The sequence below is a fragment of the Geobacillus thermocatenulatus genome, from assembly GCF_002217655.1.
GTDB lineage: Bacteria > Bacillota > Bacilli > Bacillales > Anoxybacillaceae > Geobacillus > Geobacillus thermocatenulatus.
Window position 1 is genome coordinate 437,256 of sequence record NZ_NEWK01000001.1, and the last position, 21,708, is coordinate 458,963.

The window sequence follows — 21,708 nt, forward strand, 5'->3', positions numbered from 1 at the left end:
ACAGTAGCAACCGAATGGAGCGGAAGGTGAACGGGGATGGAAATTCGCAACGTTTTGACTAGGCAATCGATAACGTCGCCAAATCAAACGCTGGTGGTGCAAAAAGGGGAAACATACGATGCCGTCATCAAAGAAAGCCAAGGCGGCGCCGCCGTTGTCGTGATCAAAGGGATCGAAGTGCAGGTGCGAACGGAAGGGGAATGGCCGCAGGAAGGGCGTGTGGCCATCAAGATCGTCGGGGAACAAGACGGAGTTCCAGTGGCGCGAATCGTTCCCCGTCCCCCCCAAGAGACGGACAAACAAGCGGTTCATTTTTCTGCTTCTGAACCGTTATCGCCTGAGCTGAGACAGGTCGGGGCTTGGCTGCAAAAACATGGACAATCGCTCACAAAAGAGATCGTTTCCACCTTGCGTACCTTTTTCACCGAAGCCCCAGGCACCGCAGAGCAAAAACTCGATACCGTCCGCGCGGTTATCAATAAGCATTTAGAACTGACGGGCGTTCATCTTGCGGCCGTCCATGAGGCGCTGCATGGGAAGCCGCTCGGAGAGAGGCTCGTAGATATGGTAGAGGAGCTGAAGGTGAATGAACAAAAGAAATTCCGCGTTTCTATGGAAGGAAAATTGGACGGCAGTGCGTCAACTTCTATGTCCCGTGTTGATTTTCCACAAGAATTCGTTCAACCATTGCTGCAACGATTAACAGCTCTTTTGTCTGAAACGCATCAAAAGGGAAATGGCACAGAGATGACGCAAGCGATCCATTTATTGCGCGACAAGGTTCTTCGTGCTATCGAGCAACTGAAAAAAGAGCCGCATCTTGAACAAGCGCTTGACTTGATTCAAAAGGAGATTGGAGAAGGAGTTCAGATTCATCCAGCCTGGAGTCAGGCGTTCAACGAAGCATTGACGGAAGCGCGCCAGTCGATGGAGAACGGGAGAGAACTTGCTGCCCGGAAAGTGTTATTCGATATGTTGAGTGACATGGAACAAACCTTTTCTTCGGGATCATCGGACCATGTTCCGCTTAATGGAGCATGGATGCAAGCGAGTGTGCCGATGCAAACGAAGGACTTTCTCGTGCAAACGGTCACAGCCAAAATGGCACAGACGTCCCGTGACTTTCAGATTGTGAAGCGCCATGTGATGCGCCATTTGGAGACGGTGCTGCACTGGATGGAACAAGGAGGACAAGCCGCCCGCTTGCAGACAAAACAGTACTTGGAAAGCGCCATTAAGCAGTTGGATAACGTCATTTTAAAAAGTAATTTGATGCTGTTTACGGACATGGCGACGGAAAAGCAGTTGATGAAGGCGAGCTCCCAGCTGGCCGAAGCGAAAAAGCGGCTTCGTCAAGGGGATGAGCAAGGAGCTCGAAAATTGGTCAATGGGGTAAAAGAGACCCTGGCGAATATGGAACTGAAACTTTCCGAAGCAAAAGTGAAACATTTTGTCGCTGGCTTGGGCGAACCGCAGACGGATTTGTCAGAAACATTTTTCCGGCAAATGAACGAAGCGGCGCAGCCGTTCGTTGACGGGCCATCCGCACGGCAATTGTTTGAAGCACTCCGCCGCTTTGGCTTTACACACGATTATGAGGCGGCTGAGTCGCTCGTGCAGAAAGATGCCAACGGGGAAGGGACGCCACAGAACATGAAGGCAATGCTTCTGCAGCTCGCGCAAAGCGGAAATGAGCCCATCGCCCGACAGGCGGAACAGGCGTTAACGAATTTGACGGGTCAACAGCTGCTAAACCGATGGGACGCAGGAGTGGGCATGCAAAGCCTGTTCTTCTCCTTGCCGTTGCGATGGCAACATGACGTGCGGAACGTCAACGTCTATGTCAACGCCCGCCAAGATGGCGAGCGAATCGATTGGGAAAACTGTCAGCTCTATTTCTTGCTGGAAACGAAAAAGCTAGGAGACCTCGGCATTTTGCTTCAGGCGAATGAGCGAAACTTATCGATTACCCTTCGCAACGACCGCGATGACTTTGCTGAAAAAGCCGCGCCGTTCATCGATATGGCGAAAAAGCGATTGGAGGAGATCGGCTACCACGTCAAAACGGTCAACGTCGACAAGCTGACGAATGAAACGAAGCGGGAGGAAGAAGAAAAACGGGCGTCATCCGTTCGCCTGTACGGACCGTTTACGGAAAGAGGGTATGATTTCACGATATGATAGCGAACTATTTCAACCAAAAAAAGCAGAGATATATGAACGGCCCAACGGCGGCTGTCATCCGCTATGACGAATCGTCGGGCCAGTCGCCGACTGTCGTTGCTCAAGGGAGCGGACATGTGGCGCAGAAAATCATTGAACTGGCGAAACAGCATCACGTCCCGATTCAAGAAGACCCACTGCTCGTGCAAAACTTGCTTCAGCTTGATCTAGGCGACCGCATCCCGCCGCAATTGTATGGGGTCATTGCCGAAATTTTGATTTTGATTGAAGAAATTGAAAAAAATGCTTAAACATTGTCGACTCATCGCCGATATAAAAAACAGAGGGCAAATGGGGGGCACGGCGTTGGACTTTTTAACCGAGGAATGGATTTACCAAAAAAACTCGCAGCAACTGACGGCATTGCTATATGAAGGATTGCTGGAATGTTTGGAAGAGGCCATCGCGGCCCTTGAACAAAAAGACTATTGGAAAGCGAACAAGCAGCTGCAAAAAGGAAACGACATCCTTCGCCGCCTCGGCGTGGGATTGCGCTATGACGCGGGCATCATCGCTCATCAGTTGGATGCGCTCTACAACTATATGGCTGAGCGCCTCATCGAGGCGAATATGAAAAAAGACGTGAAGATTGTTCAGGAAGTGTTGCGATTAACGACTACGATTGCCACCGCTTGGAACGAGGCGCTCAAAAGCGGCGCCTCTTCTGCGCAAACGGCGCGAAATCCTAAAACAGCAGCGTATGAGCAGTTCATCGCCTATGAGCAATCTTAAGCAAAGGAGTCGGTTTCGATGCGAATCAACCATAACATTCAGGCGCTCAACGCCTACCGCAATTTGGCGGCCAATCAATCGAGTATTTCGAAAAACTTGGAGCGCCTCTCCTCCGGCTTGCGCATCAACCGTGCGGCTGACGACGCAGCGGGGCTTGCCATTTCGGAAAAAATGCGCTCGCAAATTCGCGGCCTGCAAATGGCGGAACGGAACGCGCTCGATGCGATTTCGCTCATTCAAACAGCGGAAGGGGCGTTAAACGAAGTCCACAGCATCCTGCAGCGGATGCGCGAGCTGGCTGTGCAGGCGGCGAATGGGACGAACCAAGATACGGACCGCGAAGCGCTTGACAGCGAGTTTCAGCAGTTGATTGAAGAAATTGATCGTATTGGGCAAGATACGCAATTTAACAAAATGAATATTCTTGCTGCTGATCAAAATATCGATATCCAACTTGGAGCCAACAATGGGCAAACGTTGACATTATCTTGGAAACAGCAATTGAAAAACTCTCTTGGCGAGGATGCTACAGACATTAGCAATTTAAATATTAAAACGATTACTGATGCCCAGAATGCGATCACAACATTGGATAATGCCATCATCTCCGTATCCAAATCCCGTTCTAAGATGGGCGCTTACCAAAACCGCCTCGAGCATACCATTAACAACTTGACAACCGCGAATGAAAACTTAACTTCCGCCGAATCCCGCATCCGCGATACGGATATGGCGATGGAGATGGCCGAGTTTACGAAAAACAACATCTTGACGCAGGCGGCGCAGGCGATGCTCGCGCAGTCGAACCAGCTGCCGCAAGGGATTTTGCAGCTGCTGAAAAGCTGATTGAATCCGCATCGGGCGGGGCATAAACGCCTCGCCCTTTTGCTATGGTTGTGCGATAATGGGGGTAGCGAGAGGTGATGGCGATGGAAGTGCAAAAAGTGACGCGCACAGGGCTGGCGAATGTGGGCCGTAAAAATGACGTTCCCACGGAATCAGTGTCCTTCACCGAAGTGATGGCGAAAACACGCCGCGATGTTGTATGGGAGCGAATCAACGAACAAGTCCGGCAAATCGAGGAGCAAGGGAAAAAGCTCGCCGAGTCGCGGACGGTGGAGGATTTGCGCAAATACAAACAGCTCGTCAAGTCGTTTTTGGACGACGCTGTGAAAAACGGCCTCCAGCTCGAGGAACAACGTGGATTCAGCCGCGGCGGGCGCGCGCGCATTTATAAGCTCGTGAAGGAAGTCGATCAAAAGCTCGTTGAACTGACGAATGAAGTGTTGCAAAAAGAACAGCGTGGACTTGAGATTTTGCGGCTTGTCGGCGAGATTCAAGGGCTGATCATCAATATTTACACATGACGGACTCGTTTGCGGGTACAAGAGCGATTCTACAATGTTGCGTTGGTCATCAACATGGTTTCATTATCGACCTGCTTGTGGCTGTGGAAGATGGCTAACGGCGCTGCATGCCGAGATGCGGCGCTGACAGGGGGATGATGTCGGCGCCAAGCGGGTGATCACGAGAAGAGGCCGCTATTCGACCTAATCACTTTTATAAGGCGGCTTCATAGGCCATGATCGGGAGGGATGCGCGATGGCGGAACTAGTCAATTGTTCAAAGTGCGGGCGGTTGTTTGTGAGATTATCGACACGTGACGTGTGCGAATCGTGCTATCAAGAAGAAGAGCGGCAATTTGAACGCGTTTACGCGTTTTTGCGCAAGCGGGAAAACCGCACGGCGACGATGGCGCAAGTGGTGGAGGCGACAGGCGTGGAGGAGAAGCTGATCATCAAATGGATTCGCGCGGGGCGGCTGCAGCTCGTCCATTTTCCGAATCTCGGCTATCCGTGCGACTCGTGCGGCGCGCTGATCCGTGAAGGGCGGCTGTGCGCCAAGTGTCTCGGCCAGCTGCAGGCTGACTTGCGGAGGGCGGAGAGGGAAAAGGAAGCAGAAGATCGTTCCCGCCGCGCCACTTATTACAGTCAAGATCGTAAAGAGCGCTAAACATTTTCCCTAACGCTCCGATATAAACAATAGCACGATGTGAACCGTGTCTCTCAAGCGAGGTGAACGCGATGAAAATCGACCATATCGGATCGACGGGCGTGAACCCGTACCAACGCCAGCTCGCCAAAACGGAGCGGTTGGCGGCGGGGAAGACGAAGGGCGATCAAGTGGAGATTTCCAAAGAGGCGAAAGAGCTGCAAGAAGCGGCAAGCTGGGAACGGGCGCGGCAGGCGAAGCTGGAGGAGCTGCGCCAACAAATTGAGACCGGCGCCTACCAAGTCGACCCGCGGGCGGTCGCCGAACGGATGATTGACTATTACCGAAACCAACGATAAAGGAAGCGGATGGCGATGATAGTTGCCCCTCTCATTCATCTGTTGCGGATGCACATTGAGCTTTACGAAAGCTTGCTGGCGCTGTCGCGGCGGAAGACGGAAGCGCTGAAGAAAAACGACATCGAGGCGCTGTCGGCTTTGCTTGCCGATGAACAGAAGCATATTTTGGCCATCCGCCAGCTCGAAGAACGGCGGCAGCGCTGGCTGAAGGAGACGCTCGGCGATGAGGCGGCGACCCTCTCCCGATGCATGGATCTGGCAAAAGGCAAGGAGCGCGAGGAGCTGAGGGAATGCCAAGCGCGGCTTCAGACGGCCGTGAAGGCCGTGGCGGAGGCGAATGAGCTCAATCGCCAGCTCATCGAACAGTCGCTCCAGTTTGTCACCGCGATGATCGAGACGTTCGCCCCGACGCCATCCACGTACAGCCGCACGCAACAATATGCCTCTTCGCCCGAGCGACCGCTGTTTGAATCGAAAGCGTAAGGAGGAAGAACGATGCTCTCGACATTCCACGGCCTTGAAGCCGCCCGGCGCGGCATGATGGCCCAACAAGCCGCCTTGTACACGACAAGCCATAACATCGCCAACGCCAATACGGAAGGGTATACACGGCAGCGCGTTCAACTGCAGCCGACGCCGCCGTTCCCGACGCCCGGCCTCAACCGCCCGAACATTCCGGGGCAGATGGGGACAGGGGTGGAAGCGTCGTCGGTCGAACGGGTGCGCGAATATTTCCTTGACATCCAATACCGCGGCGAAAACAGCAAGCTCGGCTATTGGGAAGCGCGCGCGGATGCGGTGTCGAAGATGGAAGACATCATGAACGAGCCGTCCGACAGCGGGCTGGCGAAAACGATGGACCAGTTTTGGCAGGCGCTGCAAGATTTGAGCACCCAACCGGAGAACGAAGGGGCGCGCTCCGTCGTCCGCCAGCGCGGGTTGGCGGTTGTCGAGACGTTCCATTACTTGTCCAATTCCTTGGCGCAAATCCGCACGGACATCGGCACGCAAATCGGCACGACGGTGACGGAAATCAACTCCCTTCTCAACCAAATCAGCGCGTTGAATGAACGGATCGCCGAAATCGAACCGAACGGCTATTTGCCGAACGACTTGTATGACGAGCGCGACCGGTTGATCGATCAGCTGTCACAGTATATGGAGATCGGCGTGGAAAAGCATCCAACCGGCGGAAACGCTTTGCCCATGGCGGAAGGAACGTACGATGTTTACGTGATGAACGGGAGTGCGAAAGTGTATCTCGTTCAAGGGCGCACGGCGTCTGTTGTGTCATTTCCTGACGGCAGCGATGTCGACGGCGACGGGGTGAAGGAAATGCCCCCCGCTTCAGGCGTTAATACGCTTGATGTCAGCGGGACGACCATTTCCTTCACGGCTCTTTCCAACGGCAAGCTGCGCGGGTTGATTGAAGGATACGGCTATCAGGCGGGAACGGACGCCAGCGGCCAGCCGATCGTCAAAGGGCTGTATCCAGACATGCTCGCCAACTTGGACAAGCTCGCCTATACGTTCGGCACGGTGTTCAACGCCGTTCATCAACAGGGCTACGGGTTAAACGGAAACACGAATCACCCGTTTTTTGACGGGATCAGTGCCGTGAGCGGCGCGGCGAACACGATCAAGCTCGCTGCCGACATCGACGATTTGGCGAACATCGCGGCGTCGACGAAAAGCGGGGAAACAGGGAACGGCAACAACGCCATCAACCTCGCCAACGTCCGCAGCCTGCTTTTGTCCAATGCGACCGTTTCGCTGCAAGACGGCGTCTCCGTCAACTTGGCCTCCCTGAATTTGCCGCTTTCCTCAGGCACGGTCGAAACGAACTACCAAGGCTGGATCGGCCAGCTTGGCGTCGACGGCGAGCAGGCGAACCGGATGAAAACGAACAGCGAAACGCTGCGCCAGTCGGTGGAGGAAAAGCGGCAGTCAGTGAGCTCCGTGTCGCTCGATGAAGAGATGATGAACATGATCAAATTCCAGCACGCCTACAACGCCGCGGCAAGGCAAATCACGGTGATTGACGAAATGCTCGATAAACTCATCAACGGCATGGGCGTCGTCGGAAGGTAGGTGAACGGTGATGCGCATTACGCAAAGCATGTTGGCGAACAATACGCTTAAGCAGATTGCCCGAAGCTACGCCAATTTGGACAAATACCAAACCCAGCTCTCGACAGGGAAAAAAATCACCCGCCCATCCGATGACCCTGTCGTCGCCATGAAAGGAATCGCCTATCGCTCGAATTTGGCGGAAGTCGAGCAGTTCAAACGCAACTTCTCGGAAGCGTACAACTGGGTGGAAAACTCCGATTCGGCGCTTGACAAGGCGACGCAGGCGCTGCAGCGCATCCGCGAGCTCACCGTGCAGGCGAGCAACGACACATACGAAGAAACGCAGCGCCAGGCGATCGCCAAAGAAGTGCGCCAGTTGACGGAACATTTGGTCACGATCGCCAATACGAAAGTCGGCGACAAATACATCTTCAACGGGGCGAAAACGACGGAGCCGCCTGTGACGGTGAACCCGGACGGCACGATTTCCGTGTCGGCAAACAGCCAACAGCTGAACATTGAGCTCGCCAAAGGCATTTACATTCCGGTCAACATTCCGCCGAGCACAGCGTTTGGCGCGGGCGGCGGATTGTTTTCCGACTTGCAAAACTTGGCCGTTTCCCTCGAAAATCCAAGCACGACCGGCGATGATGTAGCGGGCTATTTAGACAAACTCGACAGCCACTTGACGAATTTGCTCGGCGTCCGCGCCGAACTCGGCGCGCGCATGAACCGGATCGAGCTGATGGAAGACCGCATCGACAGCCAGCAGGTGATCGCGGAAAAAATGTTGTCGGACAACGAAGACGTTGATCTGGAAAAAGTCATCACTGATTTGAAAACGCAAGAAAGCGTCCACCGTGCGGCGTTGGCCGTCGGCGCGCGCGTCATTCAGCCGACGCTCGTTGACTTTTTGCGTTAAACTAGCGTAACGCCCGCCGAAAGGAGCGATGGCTGTGCGCATTCCGCAGCTTAGGATGGAAGCGACGTACGCCAAGCTGGCGATCTCAAGCGAACGGGCGCGGCTTGACATCACCCAGCCGCCCGCGGAGATGACGATCGAGCAACCGCCCGCTGACATGCGCATCGCCGCCATTCCCGCCCGCCTGACGATCGACCAGACCGAGGCGTGGGCGGCGGTCAACAACAAGCACGTGTTTCGGCTGATCGAAGACGCGGCCGCTGACGGACGGCAAGCGGTGCTCGACTTCATCGAGCGCGCCGCCATTCAAGGCGATGAACTGATGCGCATTGAATACGGCGGTGATCCCCTCGTGGAACAGGCGGAGGCCAACAGCGAAGGCCCGCCGCTTGAGTTGGGCATCGCCCTCGTCCCGCCGCCGTTTAGCGTCAAGGTCGACTATGAACCGGGAAGGCTGGCGATCGACTGGAACACCTACGCGCCCCGCATCGATGTGAAACCGCATGCGCCGATCATCCGCTACCAGCAAGGGGCGGTCAAGATCGATCTCGCCCAGCGTCCGTCGCTTCACATTGACGTTGTCATTTGAGGAAAATGAGGAGGAGCAAGCATTGAACATCGACACGAAATACCACGGAACAGTGGCGGTGAAGGAAGAAGACATCGTCCGCTTCCCCCACGGCCTGCCCGGATTTGCGGACGAGAAGCGGTTCGTCCTTTTGCCGCTTGCCGACACGCCGTTTGTCATCTTGCAGTCGGCCGAGACGCCTGCGCTCGGGTTTATCTTGATTGAGCCGTTTTCGTACTTTCCAACATACGAATTTGAACTGGATGATGCCGCGGCCGAACAGCTGGCGATCGAAAGCGAACGCGACATCGCTGTGTACGTCATTCTCACCGTCGCCGACCCGTTCGACAACACGACCGCGAACTTGCAGGCGCCGGTGGTCATCAACGCCCGCAAACGGCTCGGCAAGCAAGTGATCTTATCGAACACCCCATACAAAACGAAACACCGCCTTTTCCCCGAAAAAGCGGCGACGTAAAGGAGGCGGCCTGATGCTTGTCCTAACGCGCAAAATCAAAGAAGCGATTCAAATCGGCGACGATATCGAAATCACCGTCCTCGCCATCCAAGGCGACCAAGTGAAGCTTGGCATCAACGCGCCCAAATCGATCGACATTCACCGCAAAGAAGTGTACCTCGCCATCCAAGCGGAAAACAACGCCGCCTCCGAAGCGTCCGAAGCCTCGCTCGCTGAACTGACCGCCAAGCTGAAACAATGGAAACAACCATAACGTCGAAGCGCCCAAGCGGCGCTTTTTTCGCTCCATCGACAAAAAATTTAAATTTCCCTATTAAACTTCCAAAAAACGCGCCGATATAAAAAGTGAGCGCGGCATCCGGCGAAAGGCGGCCGACTTTCGCCCCGTGCCGATGACTTCCACAGGGACGTGGAAGAGAATATCCATTCAAGGAGGAAGAAACTATGCGAATCAACCACAACATCGCGGCGTTGAATACGTATCGGCAGTTGACGGCCAATACGACCAACGCTTCGAAATCCATTGAAAAACTTTCGTCTGGCCTCCGCATCAACCGCGCGGGCGACGATGCAGCAGGTCTTGCAATCTCGGAAAAAATGCGCGGCCAAATTCGCGGGTTGGAGCAGGCAAGCCGCAACGCCCAAGACGGCATCTCGCTCATCCAAACGGCGGAAGGTGCGCTGAATGAAGTGCACTCCATCCTGCAGCGGATGCGCGAGCTGGCAACGCAGGCGGCCAACAGCACGAATACGCAAGCAGACCGCGAGCAGCTGCAAAAAGAGTTCAACCAATTGACGTCCGAAATCAACCGGATCGGCAATACGACGGAATTCAACACGCAAAAATTGCTGAACGGCAATGTGAGCGGCGCGAGCCCAATTAAACTGCAAATCGGGGCGAACACCAATCAGTCGTTTGAAATTAAAATTTTCGACATGCGCGCCCGAGCGCTTGGATTGGCAGGGGCGTCTGGTCAGAGTGCCAACACTATCGGCGCGGCCACCACGGCAAACGGTACATCGGTATCCTCCGTATTGTCTGGCGGCATCGCGAAAGCGAATTTTGCTGGGGGACAGGCTAACCAGCTAACAGACGTCAGCTCGGCAGGCACGGCCGAATATGCTTTAGATATCATGTCTTTCAGCGGCGCAACGGCGGCGATTTCAAAAATTGACATTGCGATCAACACCGTTTCGACGGAGCGCGCCCGCCTCGGTTCTTATCAAAACCGCTTAGAGCATACGATCAACAACTTGGATACGTCGGCGGAAAACTTGACGGCGGCGGAATCGCGCATCCGCGACGTCGATATGGCGAAGGAAATGATGGAATTTACGAAACAAAACATTCTCACCCAAGCGGCCCAATCGATGTTGGCGCAAGCAAACCAACAGCCGCAGAGCGTGCTTCAGCTGCTGCGATAATCGAAAAAAGCAATCAGGCCTCTTCTCGACCTAGGGGAGAGGCCGTTCTCTTTTATTTTGTTCGGAATAATTTTCCGAATCTCATTCGCTTCACACGGACAAAAATGATCCGATAATAATGATAGAAGGTGTCAGAGAGTAGTCGACAAATCTCGTGTAGGAGAGTGCAGGACATGCAGCTCAACATTTTCGGACAGACGTTTGACTATCGCAATGATCGATCAGAGCTTGAAGCGATGTTCCAAAAAATCTTCTCCATGATTGACGAGGCGGATCGGCAATTGAGCCATCTCGTCATCGATGGCGTCGAAGTATATGACGATTTTGAGACCTATGTGGAGGAACGAATCGATTTCATCCGCACGATTGACGTTGTAGCGGTGACAATCGAACAATACATACAAGATGTACTCCAGACGATGCATTCGTATTTGATGCGCGCCTTGCCAGAGATTGAGCGCATCATTGATGAGTTTTACCAAACGCCTTCGGAAGATGCGTGGATGCGATTCGAGCAAATGCTGGAAGGAATCCAATGGATCGACCAAGCTCTTTATTGGCTCACCGAACACCCGAAACATTCGCTTGATCGGCAAGCGCTCGCTCGCATTCGGGAAACGCTGGCGGAACAATTGCGGCAATTGCTTGAAGCTGTAGAAGCAGGCGACGCGATTTTGATCGCCGACTTGATTCAGTATGAGATCAAGCCGCTATGGAAGGAAATGACCGAGCATGTCCAAACAAACGTGGTCAACTAAACAGAGACAGCAAAGGCAGTGAACCGAATTGAGCATTTACACAGGAAAAAAAATCTTAATTATCGGCGGCACGGGGACGATCGGGCAGCATCTCACCAAAGCGCTCTTGCAGCATGACCCGAGCGTCATTCGCATTTTCAGCCGCGATGAGCATAAACAGTTTGAACTGGCGCAACAATTCAAACAACATGCCCAAGTGCTTCGCTATTTAATCGGAGATGTCCGCGACGAAGCGCGGGTGCTGCGGGCGATGGAAGATATTGACTACGTCTTTCATCTCGCCGCCATGAAGCATGTGCCCGCTTGTGAATACAATCCGTTTGAAGCGGTGAAAACGAACATCATCGGCACGCAAAATGTCATTCAAGCCGCTTTGAGCGCCGGAGTGAAAAAGGTGTTATTCACTAGCACGGATAAGGCCATTTCGCCAACGAACACGTACGGCGCCACAAAGTTGGCAGCGGAACGGTTGATCGCGGCGACCGAATATCAAAAAGGGCCGAAGCAAACAATTTTCTCGGCGGTGCGGTTCGGCAATGTCATGGGGTCGCGTGGTTCGGTCATTCCGTTGTTTAAAAAGCAGATTTTAGAGGATCGGGAAGTGACCGTCACCCATATGGACATGCTTCGCTACATGATGACGCCGTCGCAGGCCATTTCTCTCCTTTTGAAAGCGAACGAACTGGCCGTGGGCGGAGAAGTGTTCGTGCTGAAAATGCCCGTGGTGGCGCTGAAAGATTTAGTTGAGGTGATGATTGAAGAAGTCACCAAGAAATATCGCATCAACGAGCCCATTCGCATCAAAGAGATCGGCTTGCGCCCGGGGGAAAAAATGTACGAAGAGCTGATGACAGAAGACGAAGCGCATACGGCGTGGGAAACGGACGACATGTATGTGATCGGCCCTCCCTTCGGCTGGAAGCCGCATGCCTATCCAAAGGAATCGAGCATCCGCCCGTGCCAAAACCCGTTTCAAGGCGAGATGATTGAGAAAGAAACATTGCGCCGTTGGATTTTGGCAGAGGGCTTAATATAGGAGGAACGGTGAGTGATTAAGAGATGAGCATCATGTTGTTGGCAGAAAATGAGCGCTTTTTGCAAAACCACTATCCATCCATTTGGCAGCTATGGAAGCAAATTGAGCATGCTCCGATTTGGTCGCAATATGAAATCGTCCGGTCCCATGCTGGGCCGCCGACGATTCAAATTTATGTGGATGGACGCCCGCTGTATTTGCACAGCAAATACAATCCCGAACAGGAAGCCGAGCGCCTCGCCCAGCAGTTCAAAGACCAAGTGGAGCAATGCGACCATTTATTTTTTTACGGCATCGGGCTTGGGTATCATGTTGAAAAACTGTTATCCATGTTTCCTGATAAGTCGTTCACCATTTATGAACCGAATCCGTGGGTCTTTTTCCGCTTTCTGTCGTGCAAACGGGTGACCGAATGGCCGCTTCATCGGCTTCGCTATTTGTATGTCGAAACGGACGAGGAATCGCGCAGGCAGTTTTTTGCTGAGTTTGCCAACGCGCTCGAGACGAATGTGGGGCTTGTGGCGCTGCCAAGCTATGAGCGCATTTTCGTCGACCAATATCGACAATTTGTCCAACAGTTTCGAGATATTCTCCAGTCGAAGCGCATCAATTTGGCGACAGAATTTGCCTTTAGCAAACGTTGGACCCTAAACAGCGTTATGAACTTGCCGACAACGTTGCGATCGCCGAGCATTTTCAGCCGGAAAGAGCATTTTCGTTCCAAGCCGGTCTTGCTCGTGGCCGCTGGGCCGTCTCTGCAGGAGGAATATGACAACCTTCGCTATATAAAGGAAAAAGGGCTGGCCTATATCTTTGCCGTCGGATCGGCGAATCGAGCGTTAGTGGCGAACGGCATCCTTCCTGACGCTGTTTGCACGTATGATCCACAGGCTCATAATTTCGCTGTGTTTTGGGACATGATTGACAAAGGCATTGACGCCCACGTGCCGATGATTTACGGGACAAGCGTCGGATACGAAACGATTCAAAAATACAAAGGGCCAAAGTTTTATGCCGTGACATCTCAAGATACAGTCACGCCATACTACTTGGACAGCCTTGACCGCAGCGAAGTCATTGATGATGCGTTTTCGATCGCCATCATTACATTGCAAATCTTGGCGAAGCTGGAAGCGAATCCTGTCATTCTTGTCGGGCAAAATTTCGCCTTCCGCGACAATTACTATTATGCGAAAGAAATCAAACGGGGAGAAAAGCAGACGGCTGAAGTGCTCGAACATGAGCGGCGCGGCCTCATGCAAGTGAAGGACGTATACGGACATCTTGTCACGACGAATGAATCGCTCAACCAAATGCGGCTGCTGATGGAGCACTATATCCAGAAGTATGCTCAGATCGAGGTCATCAACACGACAAAAGGTGGTGCGGATATTGCTGGTGCTCCATTCGTTCCGCTGGAGGCCGTCATTCAAACTCGGTTGACGCAGAAAGCCGTGAATGAAAACTGGCATGGCGGTCAAGAAAGCAACGGGATGCAAGGGGTGGAAGACAAAATCGGGAGCATGAAGCGTGCGATGACCGATTTCATCAAGAGATACAATGAACTTGAAGCCATGTTTCATGAGTTGGAGCAGGCCGCTATTCGAAAAAAAGAAGACAAATTGCACAAATTATTCGCTCTCTTCGATGAACGGTTTCGCCGCTTGACCAAAAACGACTTTTTTGACGTGTACGTACGGCCTGTCGTTCGTGTCTATACGGAAATGTTGCAAAAGGAAGCGCACCACATCCGCAAAGAGCAAGACCCCGTGGTGAAAGCGGGCAAGGTGGTTCGGGCGTTCCGCAGTTATTTGCATCTATGCCAACAAGTCTACAACGACATGGCGCCGTTGGTGCAAACATACTTGCACCCCGCCCTGAAACAGAAGGACGATGGCTGGAAGAGACGCGAATGCATATCTAGTGAATTTCAATACATCGGCCAATGGCGGAAAAAGGAGATCAGAATTGAAAAACAATCGTCCGGGGAAGCGGAGGTGATCAGCGCATATTACGAAACGAACGAACCGAATGCCACGATTAAGTTTACGTTTAAAGGGACGGCGCTTCGGGTGATTGGGGCGAGGCACGCGGAGTGTTCGGATGAGATTCGAATCGCAATTGACGGTCATATTGAAAAATTTTCGGGCAGAGAAAAACGCGTACATCCCCCCTTTCCACCTAGTTTTAACCAGTTATTATTCGAAAAGCATAATTTGAATGTTGGAGAACATGTGGTGGAAATTGGGTTGCAAGGTGATGGTTGGTTTCTTTTTCAAGGGGTCGAATGGCAGGAATGAATAAGAAAAAGGTCATCACCACAACCTTATACTTGACAAGCCGTAAAGTTTCCTATATACGCAGAAATTATAAATTTACCGATTTTTCTAATATTTATGAATATGGATGTTTAGAAAAATATCAAGTGGGCTCTTCACCAAAAGTTGTACTTGATTTTTTCTGAACATACCCTATTTACGCTTGTGAGGGAAAATCAACAAATCAGCGCTTTTTGCACATCTTTGCGCAGGAAACTGTATTGCTTGTCAAGTACATGTTGCGGTGAAGATCCATCAAGTGTAACTATTGGTAAAAAATAAAAAAGTAATTTGAAAGATTCATCTGTGCAAGGAACAGGAGAGTGAAAAGGGAAATGGTGATTATTTTCGGCGCAAGCAGTGGAGGGGAAAAAATTCTTAGGGAACTCATTGATCTCCAAATCGATTTCTTTGTTGACAACGATTCGGAAAAATGGGGGACTATGTTTTTTGGATATCCTGTGTATTCTCCAGAAGTGATCGCTGAGCAACCGTTGAAGGGATTGAAAGTTTTTGTAGCCTCTATTTTTTATGAAGAGATTAAAAAACAGTTGGAGTCATTTCAGTTGATTGAAGGAATCCATTTTTATAATGGTCTTCAAATTGTAGAGGAAAGGAAACGTTTTCGTCATTGTGTGGTTAGACTGGAACAATATGTGGATACGGGAGTTAAAAATATTGAACAGGAGTTGCAAAGGAGAGCTCTTCAAGAAACTGTTGATTTTGTTGAACAGCATCTCATGAGGGTCCCTTCTTTTCCAGATCGCTACTCGCTGTTGGAATATGCGTTGAGTTTAGCGGAAACAGGGGGGCTCTTCTTGGAGTTTGGTGTTTTTCAAGGAGATAGCATTAATTTTATTTCATCGAGAGTTCCTCATACCGTTTATGGATTCGATTCGTTTGCGGGATTGCCTGAGGATTGGCGAGATGGATTTCCTCGAGGAGCCTTTCAAATCGATCAATTGCCGAGGGTAAACGATAATGTCCAACTAATTCAAGGTTTGTTTCGCGAAAGTTTGCCTAAGTTTTTGCAAATAAACCATGATCATTGTTCGTTTATTCATATCGATTGCGATTTATATTCCTCGACACGGGATATTTTCCATGCATTAGACGAGAGAATTGTAGAGGGAACCATTATAGTATTTGACGAATTTTTTAACTACCCAGGGTGGAAGAACGGAGAGTTTAAAGCGTTTCAAGAATTTGTTACGAATAATCAAATCGAATTCGAGTACATAGCCTATTGTCGTTATCATGAACAAGTAGCGGTAAAAATCAAGGGAAGAAGTAGGACGTCATGAAATCGGCTGCCTTTTCCTTGCTATAACCATAGATGAAGGAGAAGCAAAGAAGAGTTTCAGAGAAGTGGATGTTGTGAAGAAGAAATGTAAGTTAAAAGCGGTGACAAGGAGATAGGAAGATGCTTAAGCTGTTTCATAATCTTCAGCAAAGAGATTGGCGTGTTGAGATTGTTAGGGAAGCATTGGAGCGATACAATGAGCAGGAAGTGGCCATTTACGGCACAGGGAAGCATACAGAGTGGTTATTGGGCGAAATCGGCCAGCTTGTCACGAAAATTGCCTGCTTACTTGATCGTGATGAAAACGTGGAAGGAGAAGGAAAATTCGGTTTGCCTATTTGCACGGTGGAAGAGGCAATGGCGGCTGGAATTAAAGCGATTATCATTTCTTCTACCTTTGAAGAGGAAATTTATGAGCGGCTTCAGACTGTCAGGCAACAGGAAGTGGAAATCATCCGATTATACTCACAAGAGGCCATGAGCAAAGGAAAGAAAAGTATTATTACACACATACAAATGATAGCTCGCGAATCTAAATGCTATGACTTCATTGATAGACGAAAAGGACACTGTCAACTTGCTGTCGTACTAGCGGGGTATAAACCATATCTTTGGCCTTTTACTCTTGGAAGGTTGGCGAAGTATGTCCCTTCAAATGTCGATGTTTGTATCGTATCTTCCGGCCTCTACTCCGAGGAGTTGGCGCGCTGGGCTGAGCGTCATCAATGGTCATATTTATATACAAAGATCAATGACGTTTCGCTGGCGCAAAACTTGGCGATTGCGGAACATCAAGATGCAGAATGGATTTTTAAGCTGGATGAAGATATTTTTGTGACTGAACGATATTTTCAACAATTGCGTTCCGGGTATGACCGTATTATTGAAGAGGGGTTGTTCCATCCTGGATTTGTTGCGCCGATAATTAATCTGAATGGATACACTTACGTGAAATTCCTCAAAGCGTTGGAGTTGGATCAGGAATATAAGCAGGTGTTTGGAGAGTTGAGATATGCGGCCAATGGAATTAAGTGTCATTATGACCCAGAGGTTGCTCGTTGGATATGGCGACATAGTCTTCCCTTAGAGGAGGTAGCTCAAAAAATTGCTAGCAAGCCTTTCGACTACTCAACTGTGCCTCATCGCTTCAGTATAGGAGCGATTCTATTTAACAGGGAATATTGGGAACAAATCGGGGGATTCAAAATTGGAACGAAGGAAGGCATGCTAGGGGGAGACGAAGAGGATCTATGTCAAAAATGTGTAGAACTTTCACGTGTCATGTGTGTAGTGCATAATGTGTTCTGTGGGCATTTCTCCTTTTTCTTACAGGAAGAAAGTATGAAAGCATTTTTAGAAAAACATAGGGAGCTTTTTATGATTCGCTGACGGAAAGAAGAACGAAAGGAGTTGACAACATGGCACCTTTAGTGGGAATAGTGATTTGCAATTTTAATAAAAAGGAATATTTAATCCGTTGTATAGAATCAGTTTTAGATTCGTCGTATCAAAATTTTTCATTATATGTGGTGGATAATGCCTCCACAGATGGATCAGCCGAACTTGTGCGAGAATTATTTGGTGGGAAACTAACGCTTATTATGAATGATGAAAATAAAGGCGGGACAGGTGGATTTAATAGGGGAATGAGAGAGGCACTTCGAGCTGGGCATCGATATATTTTATTGCTTGACAACGATGTGGTCATTGACAAGGAAACTATAAAACATTTAATAGATGTATTGGAAGAGGATCCTTCCATTGGTATTGTTGGTTCGGCGATTTATAAGATGGACGCTCCTGATCAGTTGCAGGAAGTGGGAGCCGCCATTGATTGGGATGAGTTCAAAGTGGTGCCTTTCTATCAAGATGTCTTGCAGCCAAAGCATTTGCCGTACATAGTGGAAAGTGATTACGTTCCAGCATGTTGCGCTTTAATTCGTGCAGATGCGGTTCGTCAGATCGGGTTGATGGATGAAAAATGGTTTATTCATTGGGATGATATAGAATGGTGCTATCGTTTTAAACAGAGAGGGTATCGCGTTGTTGCATGTTCACGGGCCAAAGTTTGGCATAAAACGGGAGCCGTCTTGCACACAAGCACCTTTCCTCATTATTATTTAACCAGAAATAAAATCCGTTTTTTTGCTAAATATGCAAAACAAGATAATTTAATGAATTTAGCTAAAATGATCGTTGATGAATGGTTTAAAGCGCTCTATTTTGGAGGATTGAAAGGCAAACGTACAGTCGCGCAGACTATTTATATGGCCTACGAGGATGCACTAAATAATGTAACAGGAAGAGCCAAAGAACATCGAATTTTTGAAATGGAAACTGTAAAGGTTGACCTTTTGGAGCCGGTATTGAGATCAACCTCTAAAGTTATAGTCATAGCAGAGTCTGATGCCAATCCTACTATTCTGATGAATTATATGGCTCGAAAAGGGATTGAATATGTTGTAAGATCCGTGGGTGACAATGGAGTTGGATCACAATGGATGGGAGCACAAGACATCAGGAATGATACAGTTGTTCTATATTTTTGTAAGCATGTTTTGGATATACCCGATAACGTGTCACATGTCATTGTGGTCGATCAGTTTTTTAATGTTATGGATTTAAGAAAGGGAAGAGATGCTATTCGAGCAGTAAGGAATTTGCGACAACAATTGTTTGAAGGGATGGCCCCGTTGATTTATGCTAGACTTTTGCATTTGCGACATGTATTAAGCGTGCAAGAAGAAGGGAATAAAGATGATGCAAAGATTCCCATTAGTTAGTATTGTCATGTTGGCTTGGAATCGAAAAGATGACGTACGGGAGAGTTTGCGTCATATTCAGAAGATCGACTATGAGCCGTTGGAAATCATCGTTGTGGATAATGCTTCCGACGACGGGACAGCACAAATGGTAGAAGCCGAGTTTCCTGATGTACATTTGATCAAGATGAAAAAAAATATAGGCATCGCTGCGTATAATGTTGGATTCGAGCAGGCGAAGGGAAAGTATATTGTGATCATTGACGATGATTCTTTCCCCGCCAGACATGCGATTCGGCGAATGGTTCAAGTGTTTGAAAAAGATGAACGGCTGGGTGCAGTGGCTTTTGATGTGCGCAATTATGATCATTACGATGAGATTAAAAACGAATTAGAGGATACAGATGAAACAGAAGAAGTGAAGGCCGTAGCCAGCGACTACTTGATGTCTTTTAATGGTGCGGGCGTAGGGATTCGGAAAGATTTATTCAAAAAAATTGGATATTATCCTGAAGAATTTTTTCTTTATTATAATGAAATGGATTGCGCCTTTAAAATTTGGAATGCAGGGTATCGCATTGAATTTTATTCTAACATTGTTTCTTATCACAAGTATTCGCCTAAAAATCGCGCTTCTTGGAGAGCGCCGTTCTACTATACAAGAAATGCGTTTTGGCTCATTTGGAAGCATTATCCTATGGATATGGCGTTAAACACAACGCTTAGATTAATATATCATTGTCTTTATTATTCTATAGAGCAGAAAACGACGGTTTACTTAAAGGCGATGTGGTCAGCTTTTCGTGAAGCATACAAATTAAAAGGAAAGCGAAAGGCAGTGGATCGGGCTATCGCACAGAAGCTGCGTGTCCCATTCAATCTTTCGTTTACATTCTATCGGTAACGCTTAGGAGGCCGGTGGAAAACAGGTTTTGCATCCAACTGATCGGCTTTGATTGGGAAAAGGATACGAATATGACAGAGTTTTTTCGGTAGATCCATAATGGGCATCAGCCGCTTCATCCCACCGGCCTCTTTTAGACGAAAAAGGAATTGAAGCATCTATGCATGGTTATTAAGGAGTACATAGTCGGATGAAAAAACTATTAATCGTTCGATCTGTAAGTATGCAGCAGTTAGATAACAACCTAAAGGCTATTATCAATACATTTCCTGATTACGAGTATCATATGTTGACACATGAGCACAGTGTCAAACTTGTAGAAAAATATGATGTCATCAAAAAAATCATTGTATATCCTTATAAACAATCCTTTTCGATCAAAAGACCGGTGCCCGAATTAAAAAACGAAATTTATGATGTTGTGATCATCCCTGTTTCCAATCTGACTGGTGCTGGCTTTTTTAATGTTTTTCAATTTTCATTATCATTAAAGTCGAAAAGGCGAGTAATTTGCAATCTGATTTCTGATTTATGGGATATTACCTCAGGACAAATTCGCTGGATGAGAATGAAGCATATCATGATGTCAATTGTATCTATGACTGGATCAATCATCGCCGGGTTATTGGTTGTTCTGTTCTTGCCATTCATGTTAAAAAGGCTTGAAAAAAAAGGAGAATAGCAACATGTTTGACTATGTCGTTGTTGGTGCAGGATTTGCTGGAGCAGTCATAGCAGAACGAATCGCTACTCAATTAAACGAAAAGGTATTAGTCATTGAGAAGAGAAATCATATTGGTGGCAACGCGTATGACTATTATGATGAAAACGGAATTTTAGTTCATAAGTATGGGCCTCACATTTTCCATACTCGTTCCAGAGAAGTATGGGACTATTTGTCGCAATTTACGGATTGGCATTTATATCATCATCATGTTCTCGGTTCCATTGATGGGAAAAAGGTTCCTATTCCGTTTAATTTAAATACATTACATGAGCTGTTACCTGAATCGTTTGCCAGACCTTTGGAAGAGAAGTTAGTGAGCAAATTCGGTTATAACGTAAAAGTTCCCATTTTGAAGTTGCGTGAAACGGATGATAAGGACTTAAAGTTTTTGGCGGATTTTGTTTATGAAAAAGTGTTTCTGAACTATACGACAAAACAATGGGGAATGAAACCGGAAGAGCTAGACCCGACGGTTACTGGAAGAGTGCCGGTATATATTTCTAGGGATAACCGCTATTTTCAAGATGCTTATCAGGGAATGCCAAAAGAAGGTTATACGAAAATTTTCGAAAAGTTATTATCCCATTCTAATATTAAGCTTATGTTAAATACGGATTATAAAGAAGTCATAGACATTGACGTTAAGAATGGAAAGATCAGTTTGTTTGGGCAGGAATTTAAAGGAATATTGGTTTATACAGGGAAAATCGATGAATTTTTTAACTATGAATTTGGTGATCTTCCTTATCGTTCTCTTCGCTTTGAATTTGAAAACATTCAAAAGGAGTTTGTGCAGCCTGTTGGTACCATCAATTATCCGAATGAATATCAATTTACGAGAATTACGGAATTTAAACATTTAACTGGCCAAGAGCATTCATCAACAACAATTGTCAAAGAATATCCTCAAGGTTACGAACGAAATGTAAAAGGAAAGGATATTCCTTATTATCCTATTCCGAAAAAAGAAAACTTAGAGTTGTATGCGAGATATAAAGAGAGGGCGCGGCAGTTCCCGCATGTTTTCTTTGTAGGACGGTTGGCTGAATATCGCTATTATGATATGGATGCAGTTATCGCAAGGGCGCTTACGGTATTCAACAATAAAATTTTACGGTGAACTGATGA

At 48.6% G+C, this 21,708-nt stretch carries 23 protein-coding genes; all 23 read left to right on the forward strand.

The window, feature by feature from the left end:
* Nucleotides 1-36 precede the first annotated feature (36 nt).
* The 23 genes from B9L19_RS02225 (at nucleotide 37) to glf (ending at nucleotide 21,700) form a co-directional block, all read left to right on the forward strand.
* Nucleotides 37-2,181 carry a hypothetical protein gene (locus B9L19_RS02225; protein ID WP_025949796.1) on the forward strand — a complete coding sequence of 715 codons (2,145 nt, stop codon included), beginning with the start codon at nucleotides 37-39 and terminating at the stop codon, nucleotides 2,179-2,181.
* Entirely contained in the window at nucleotides 2,178-2,474 is a 297-nt protein-coding gene (locus tag B9L19_RS02230; protein WP_025949797.1) for an EscU/YscU/HrcU family type III secretion system export apparatus switch protein, read from the forward strand. The genes B9L19_RS02225 and B9L19_RS02230 overlap by 4 nt, the downstream gene beginning before the upstream one ends.
* 55 nt (nucleotides 2,475-2,529) lie before the next feature.
* A complete protein-coding gene (gene fliS, locus B9L19_RS02235; RefSeq protein WP_025949798.1) occupies nucleotides 2,530-2,955 on the forward strand; it encodes a flagellar export chaperone FliS in 426 nt (141 codons plus the stop codon).
* Between the two features lie 18 nt (nucleotides 2,956-2,973).
* On the forward strand, nucleotides 2,974-3,801 hold the full coding sequence (locus B9L19_RS02240) for a flagellin N-terminal helical domain-containing protein (RefSeq protein ID WP_025949799.1): 828 nt from the start codon (nucleotides 2,974-2,976) through the stop codon (nucleotides 3,799-3,801).
* Nucleotides 3,802-3,884: 83 nt separating this feature from the next.
* Nucleotides 3,885-4,322 (forward strand): YaaR family protein, encoded by a 438-nt coding sequence (locus tag B9L19_RS02245; RefSeq protein WP_025949800.1) that lies wholly within the window; start codon nucleotides 3,885-3,887, stop codon nucleotides 4,320-4,322.
* A 235-nt stretch (nucleotides 4,323-4,557) separates the two neighbouring features.
* Nucleotides 4,558-4,968 carry a TIGR03826 family flagellar region protein gene (locus B9L19_RS02250; protein ID WP_025949801.1) on the forward strand — a complete coding sequence of 137 codons (411 nt, stop codon included), beginning with the start codon at nucleotides 4,558-4,560 and terminating at the stop codon, nucleotides 4,966-4,968.
* A gap of 71 nt (nucleotides 4,969-5,039) precedes the next feature.
* Nucleotides 5,040-5,306, forward strand: a complete 267-nt coding sequence (gene flgM, locus B9L19_RS02255) for a flagellar biosynthesis anti-sigma factor FlgM (protein WP_025949802.1) — start codon at nucleotides 5,040-5,042, stop codon at nucleotides 5,304-5,306.
* A gap of 15 nt (nucleotides 5,307-5,321) precedes the next feature.
* Nucleotides 5,322-5,789, forward strand: a complete 468-nt coding sequence (locus B9L19_RS02260) for a flagellar protein FlgN (protein ID WP_025949803.1) — start codon at nucleotides 5,322-5,324, stop codon at nucleotides 5,787-5,789.
* Between the two features lie 12 nt (nucleotides 5,790-5,801).
* Complete coding sequence (gene flgK, locus B9L19_RS02265; RefSeq protein WP_025949804.1) at nucleotides 5,802-7,397, forward strand: flagellar hook-associated protein FlgK; 1,596 nt, start codon at nucleotides 5,802-5,804, stop codon at nucleotides 7,395-7,397.
* Nucleotides 7,398-7,407: 10 nt separating this feature from the next.
* Nucleotides 7,408-8,301: a flagellar hook-associated protein FlgL gene (gene flgL, locus B9L19_RS02270; protein WP_025949805.1), complete on the forward strand. Its 894-nt coding sequence runs from the start codon at nucleotides 7,408-7,410 to the stop codon at nucleotides 8,299-8,301.
* Between the two features lie 34 nt (nucleotides 8,302-8,335).
* Nucleotides 8,336-8,890, forward strand: a complete 555-nt coding sequence (locus B9L19_RS02275) for a DUF6470 family protein (RefSeq protein ID WP_025949806.1) — start codon at nucleotides 8,336-8,338, stop codon at nucleotides 8,888-8,890.
* A 22-nt stretch (nucleotides 8,891-8,912) separates the two neighbouring features.
* Nucleotides 8,913-9,347 carry a flagellar assembly protein FliW gene (fliW, locus tag B9L19_RS02280; protein ID WP_025949807.1) on the forward strand — a complete coding sequence of 145 codons (435 nt, stop codon included), beginning with the start codon at nucleotides 8,913-8,915 and terminating at the stop codon, nucleotides 9,345-9,347.
* 13 nt (nucleotides 9,348-9,360) lie between these two features.
* Entirely contained in the window at nucleotides 9,361-9,600 is a 240-nt protein-coding gene (csrA, locus tag B9L19_RS02285; RefSeq protein ID WP_025949808.1) for a carbon storage regulator CsrA, read from the forward strand.
* A gap of 191 nt (nucleotides 9,601-9,791) precedes the next feature.
* Entirely contained in the window at nucleotides 9,792-10,772 is a 981-nt protein-coding gene (locus B9L19_RS02290) for a flagellin N-terminal helical domain-containing protein (RefSeq protein ID WP_025949809.1), read from the forward strand.
* 173 nt (nucleotides 10,773-10,945) lie between these two features.
* Nucleotides 10,946-11,530 (forward strand): DUF8042 domain-containing protein, encoded by a 585-nt coding sequence (locus B9L19_RS02295; RefSeq protein ID WP_025949810.1) that lies wholly within the window; start codon nucleotides 10,946-10,948, stop codon nucleotides 11,528-11,530.
* 28 nt (nucleotides 11,531-11,558) lie between these two features.
* Nucleotides 11,559-12,566, forward strand: a complete 1,008-nt coding sequence (locus B9L19_RS02300; RefSeq protein ID WP_025949811.1) for a UDP-N-acetylglucosamine 4,6-dehydratase family protein — start codon at nucleotides 11,559-11,561, stop codon at nucleotides 12,564-12,566.
* A gap of 32 nt (nucleotides 12,567-12,598) precedes the next feature.
* Nucleotides 12,599-14,866, forward strand: coding sequence for a motility associated factor glycosyltransferase family protein (locus tag B9L19_RS02305; protein WP_025949812.1), 2,268 nt, complete (start codon nucleotides 12,599-12,601; stop codon nucleotides 14,864-14,866).
* Nucleotides 14,867-15,219: 353 nt separating this feature from the next.
* Nucleotides 15,220-16,188, forward strand: a complete 969-nt coding sequence (locus tag B9L19_RS02310) for a class I SAM-dependent methyltransferase (protein ID WP_025949813.1) — start codon at nucleotides 15,220-15,222, stop codon at nucleotides 16,186-16,188.
* Between the two features lie 119 nt (nucleotides 16,189-16,307).
* Nucleotides 16,308-17,576 (forward strand): hypothetical protein, encoded by a 1,269-nt coding sequence (locus tag B9L19_RS02315; RefSeq protein ID WP_025949814.1) that lies wholly within the window; start codon nucleotides 16,308-16,310, stop codon nucleotides 17,574-17,576.
* Between the two features lie 29 nt (nucleotides 17,577-17,605).
* Nucleotides 17,606-18,970, forward strand: a complete 1,365-nt coding sequence (locus B9L19_RS02320; RefSeq protein ID WP_025949815.1) for a glycosyltransferase family 2 protein — start codon at nucleotides 17,606-17,608, stop codon at nucleotides 18,968-18,970.
* Nucleotides 18,945-19,853, forward strand: coding sequence for a glycosyltransferase family 2 protein (locus B9L19_RS02325; protein ID WP_025949816.1), 909 nt, complete (start codon nucleotides 18,945-18,947; stop codon nucleotides 19,851-19,853). Before B9L19_RS02320 ends, B9L19_RS02325 begins: the two co-directional genes overlap by 26 nt.
* A gap of 190 nt (nucleotides 19,854-20,043) precedes the next feature.
* Nucleotides 20,044-20,535: a glycosyltransferase family protein gene (locus tag B9L19_RS02330; RefSeq protein ID WP_025949817.1), complete on the forward strand. Its 492-nt coding sequence runs from the start codon at nucleotides 20,044-20,046 to the stop codon at nucleotides 20,533-20,535.
* Nucleotides 20,536-20,539: 4 nt separating this feature from the next.
* Nucleotides 20,540-21,700 (forward strand): UDP-galactopyranose mutase, encoded by a 1,161-nt coding sequence (glf, locus tag B9L19_RS02335; protein ID WP_025949818.1) that lies wholly within the window; start codon nucleotides 20,540-20,542, stop codon nucleotides 21,698-21,700.
* Nucleotides 21,701-21,708: the final 8 nt, after the last annotated feature.

Excerpts from the sequence above, each read along its gene's own strand:
- B9L19_RS02225 (WP_025949796.1), top strand. The coding sequence starts at position 37 with ATGGAAATTCGCAACGTTTTGACTAGGCAATCGATAACGTCGCCAAAT.
- B9L19_RS02230 (WP_025949797.1), top strand. The coding sequence starts at position 2,178 with ATGATAGCGAACTATTTCAACCAAAAAAAGCAGAGATATATGAACGGC.
- B9L19_RS02240 (WP_025949799.1), top strand. The coding sequence starts at position 2,974 with ATGCGAATCAACCATAACATTCAGGCGCTCAACGCCTACCGCAATTTG.
- B9L19_RS02245 (WP_025949800.1), top strand. The coding sequence starts at position 3,885 with ATGGAAGTGCAAAAAGTGACGCGCACAGGGCTGGCGAATGTGGGCCGT.
- B9L19_RS02250 (WP_025949801.1), top strand. The coding sequence starts at position 4,558 with ATGGCGGAACTAGTCAATTGTTCAAAGTGCGGGCGGTTGTTTGTGAGA.
- flgM (WP_025949802.1), top strand. The coding sequence starts at position 5,040 with ATGAAAATCGACCATATCGGATCGACGGGCGTGAACCCGTACCAACGC.
- B9L19_RS02260 (WP_025949803.1), top strand. The coding sequence starts at position 5,322 with ATGATAGTTGCCCCTCTCATTCATCTGTTGCGGATGCACATTGAGCTT.
- flgK (WP_025949804.1), top strand. The coding sequence starts at position 5,802 with ATGCTCTCGACATTCCACGGCCTTGAAGCCGCCCGGCGCGGCATGATG.
- flgL (WP_025949805.1), top strand. The coding sequence starts at position 7,408 with ATGCGCATTACGCAAAGCATGTTGGCGAACAATACGCTTAAGCAGATT.
- csrA (WP_025949808.1), top strand. The coding sequence starts at position 9,361 with ATGCTTGTCCTAACGCGCAAAATCAAAGAAGCGATTCAAATCGGCGAC.
- B9L19_RS02290 (WP_025949809.1), top strand. The coding sequence starts at position 9,792 with ATGCGAATCAACCACAACATCGCGGCGTTGAATACGTATCGGCAGTTG.
- B9L19_RS02295 (WP_025949810.1), top strand. The coding sequence starts at position 10,946 with ATGCAGCTCAACATTTTCGGACAGACGTTTGACTATCGCAATGATCGA.
- B9L19_RS02305 (WP_025949812.1), top strand. The coding sequence starts at position 12,599 with ATGTTGTTGGCAGAAAATGAGCGCTTTTTGCAAAACCACTATCCATCC.
- B9L19_RS02310 (WP_025949813.1), top strand. The coding sequence starts at position 15,220 with ATGGTGATTATTTTCGGCGCAAGCAGTGGAGGGGAAAAAATTCTTAGG.
- B9L19_RS02315 (WP_025949814.1), top strand. The coding sequence starts at position 16,308 with ATGCTTAAGCTGTTTCATAATCTTCAGCAAAGAGATTGGCGTGTTGAG.
- B9L19_RS02320 (WP_025949815.1), top strand. The coding sequence starts at position 17,606 with ATGGCACCTTTAGTGGGAATAGTGATTTGCAATTTTAATAAAAAGGAA.
- B9L19_RS02325 (WP_025949816.1), top strand. The coding sequence starts at position 18,945 with ATGATGCAAAGATTCCCATTAGTTAGTATTGTCATGTTGGCTTGGAAT.
- B9L19_RS02330 (WP_025949817.1), top strand. The coding sequence starts at position 20,044 with ATGAAAAAACTATTAATCGTTCGATCTGTAAGTATGCAGCAGTTAGAT.
- glf (WP_025949818.1), top strand. The coding sequence starts at position 20,540 with ATGTTTGACTATGTCGTTGTTGGTGCAGGATTTGCTGGAGCAGTCATA.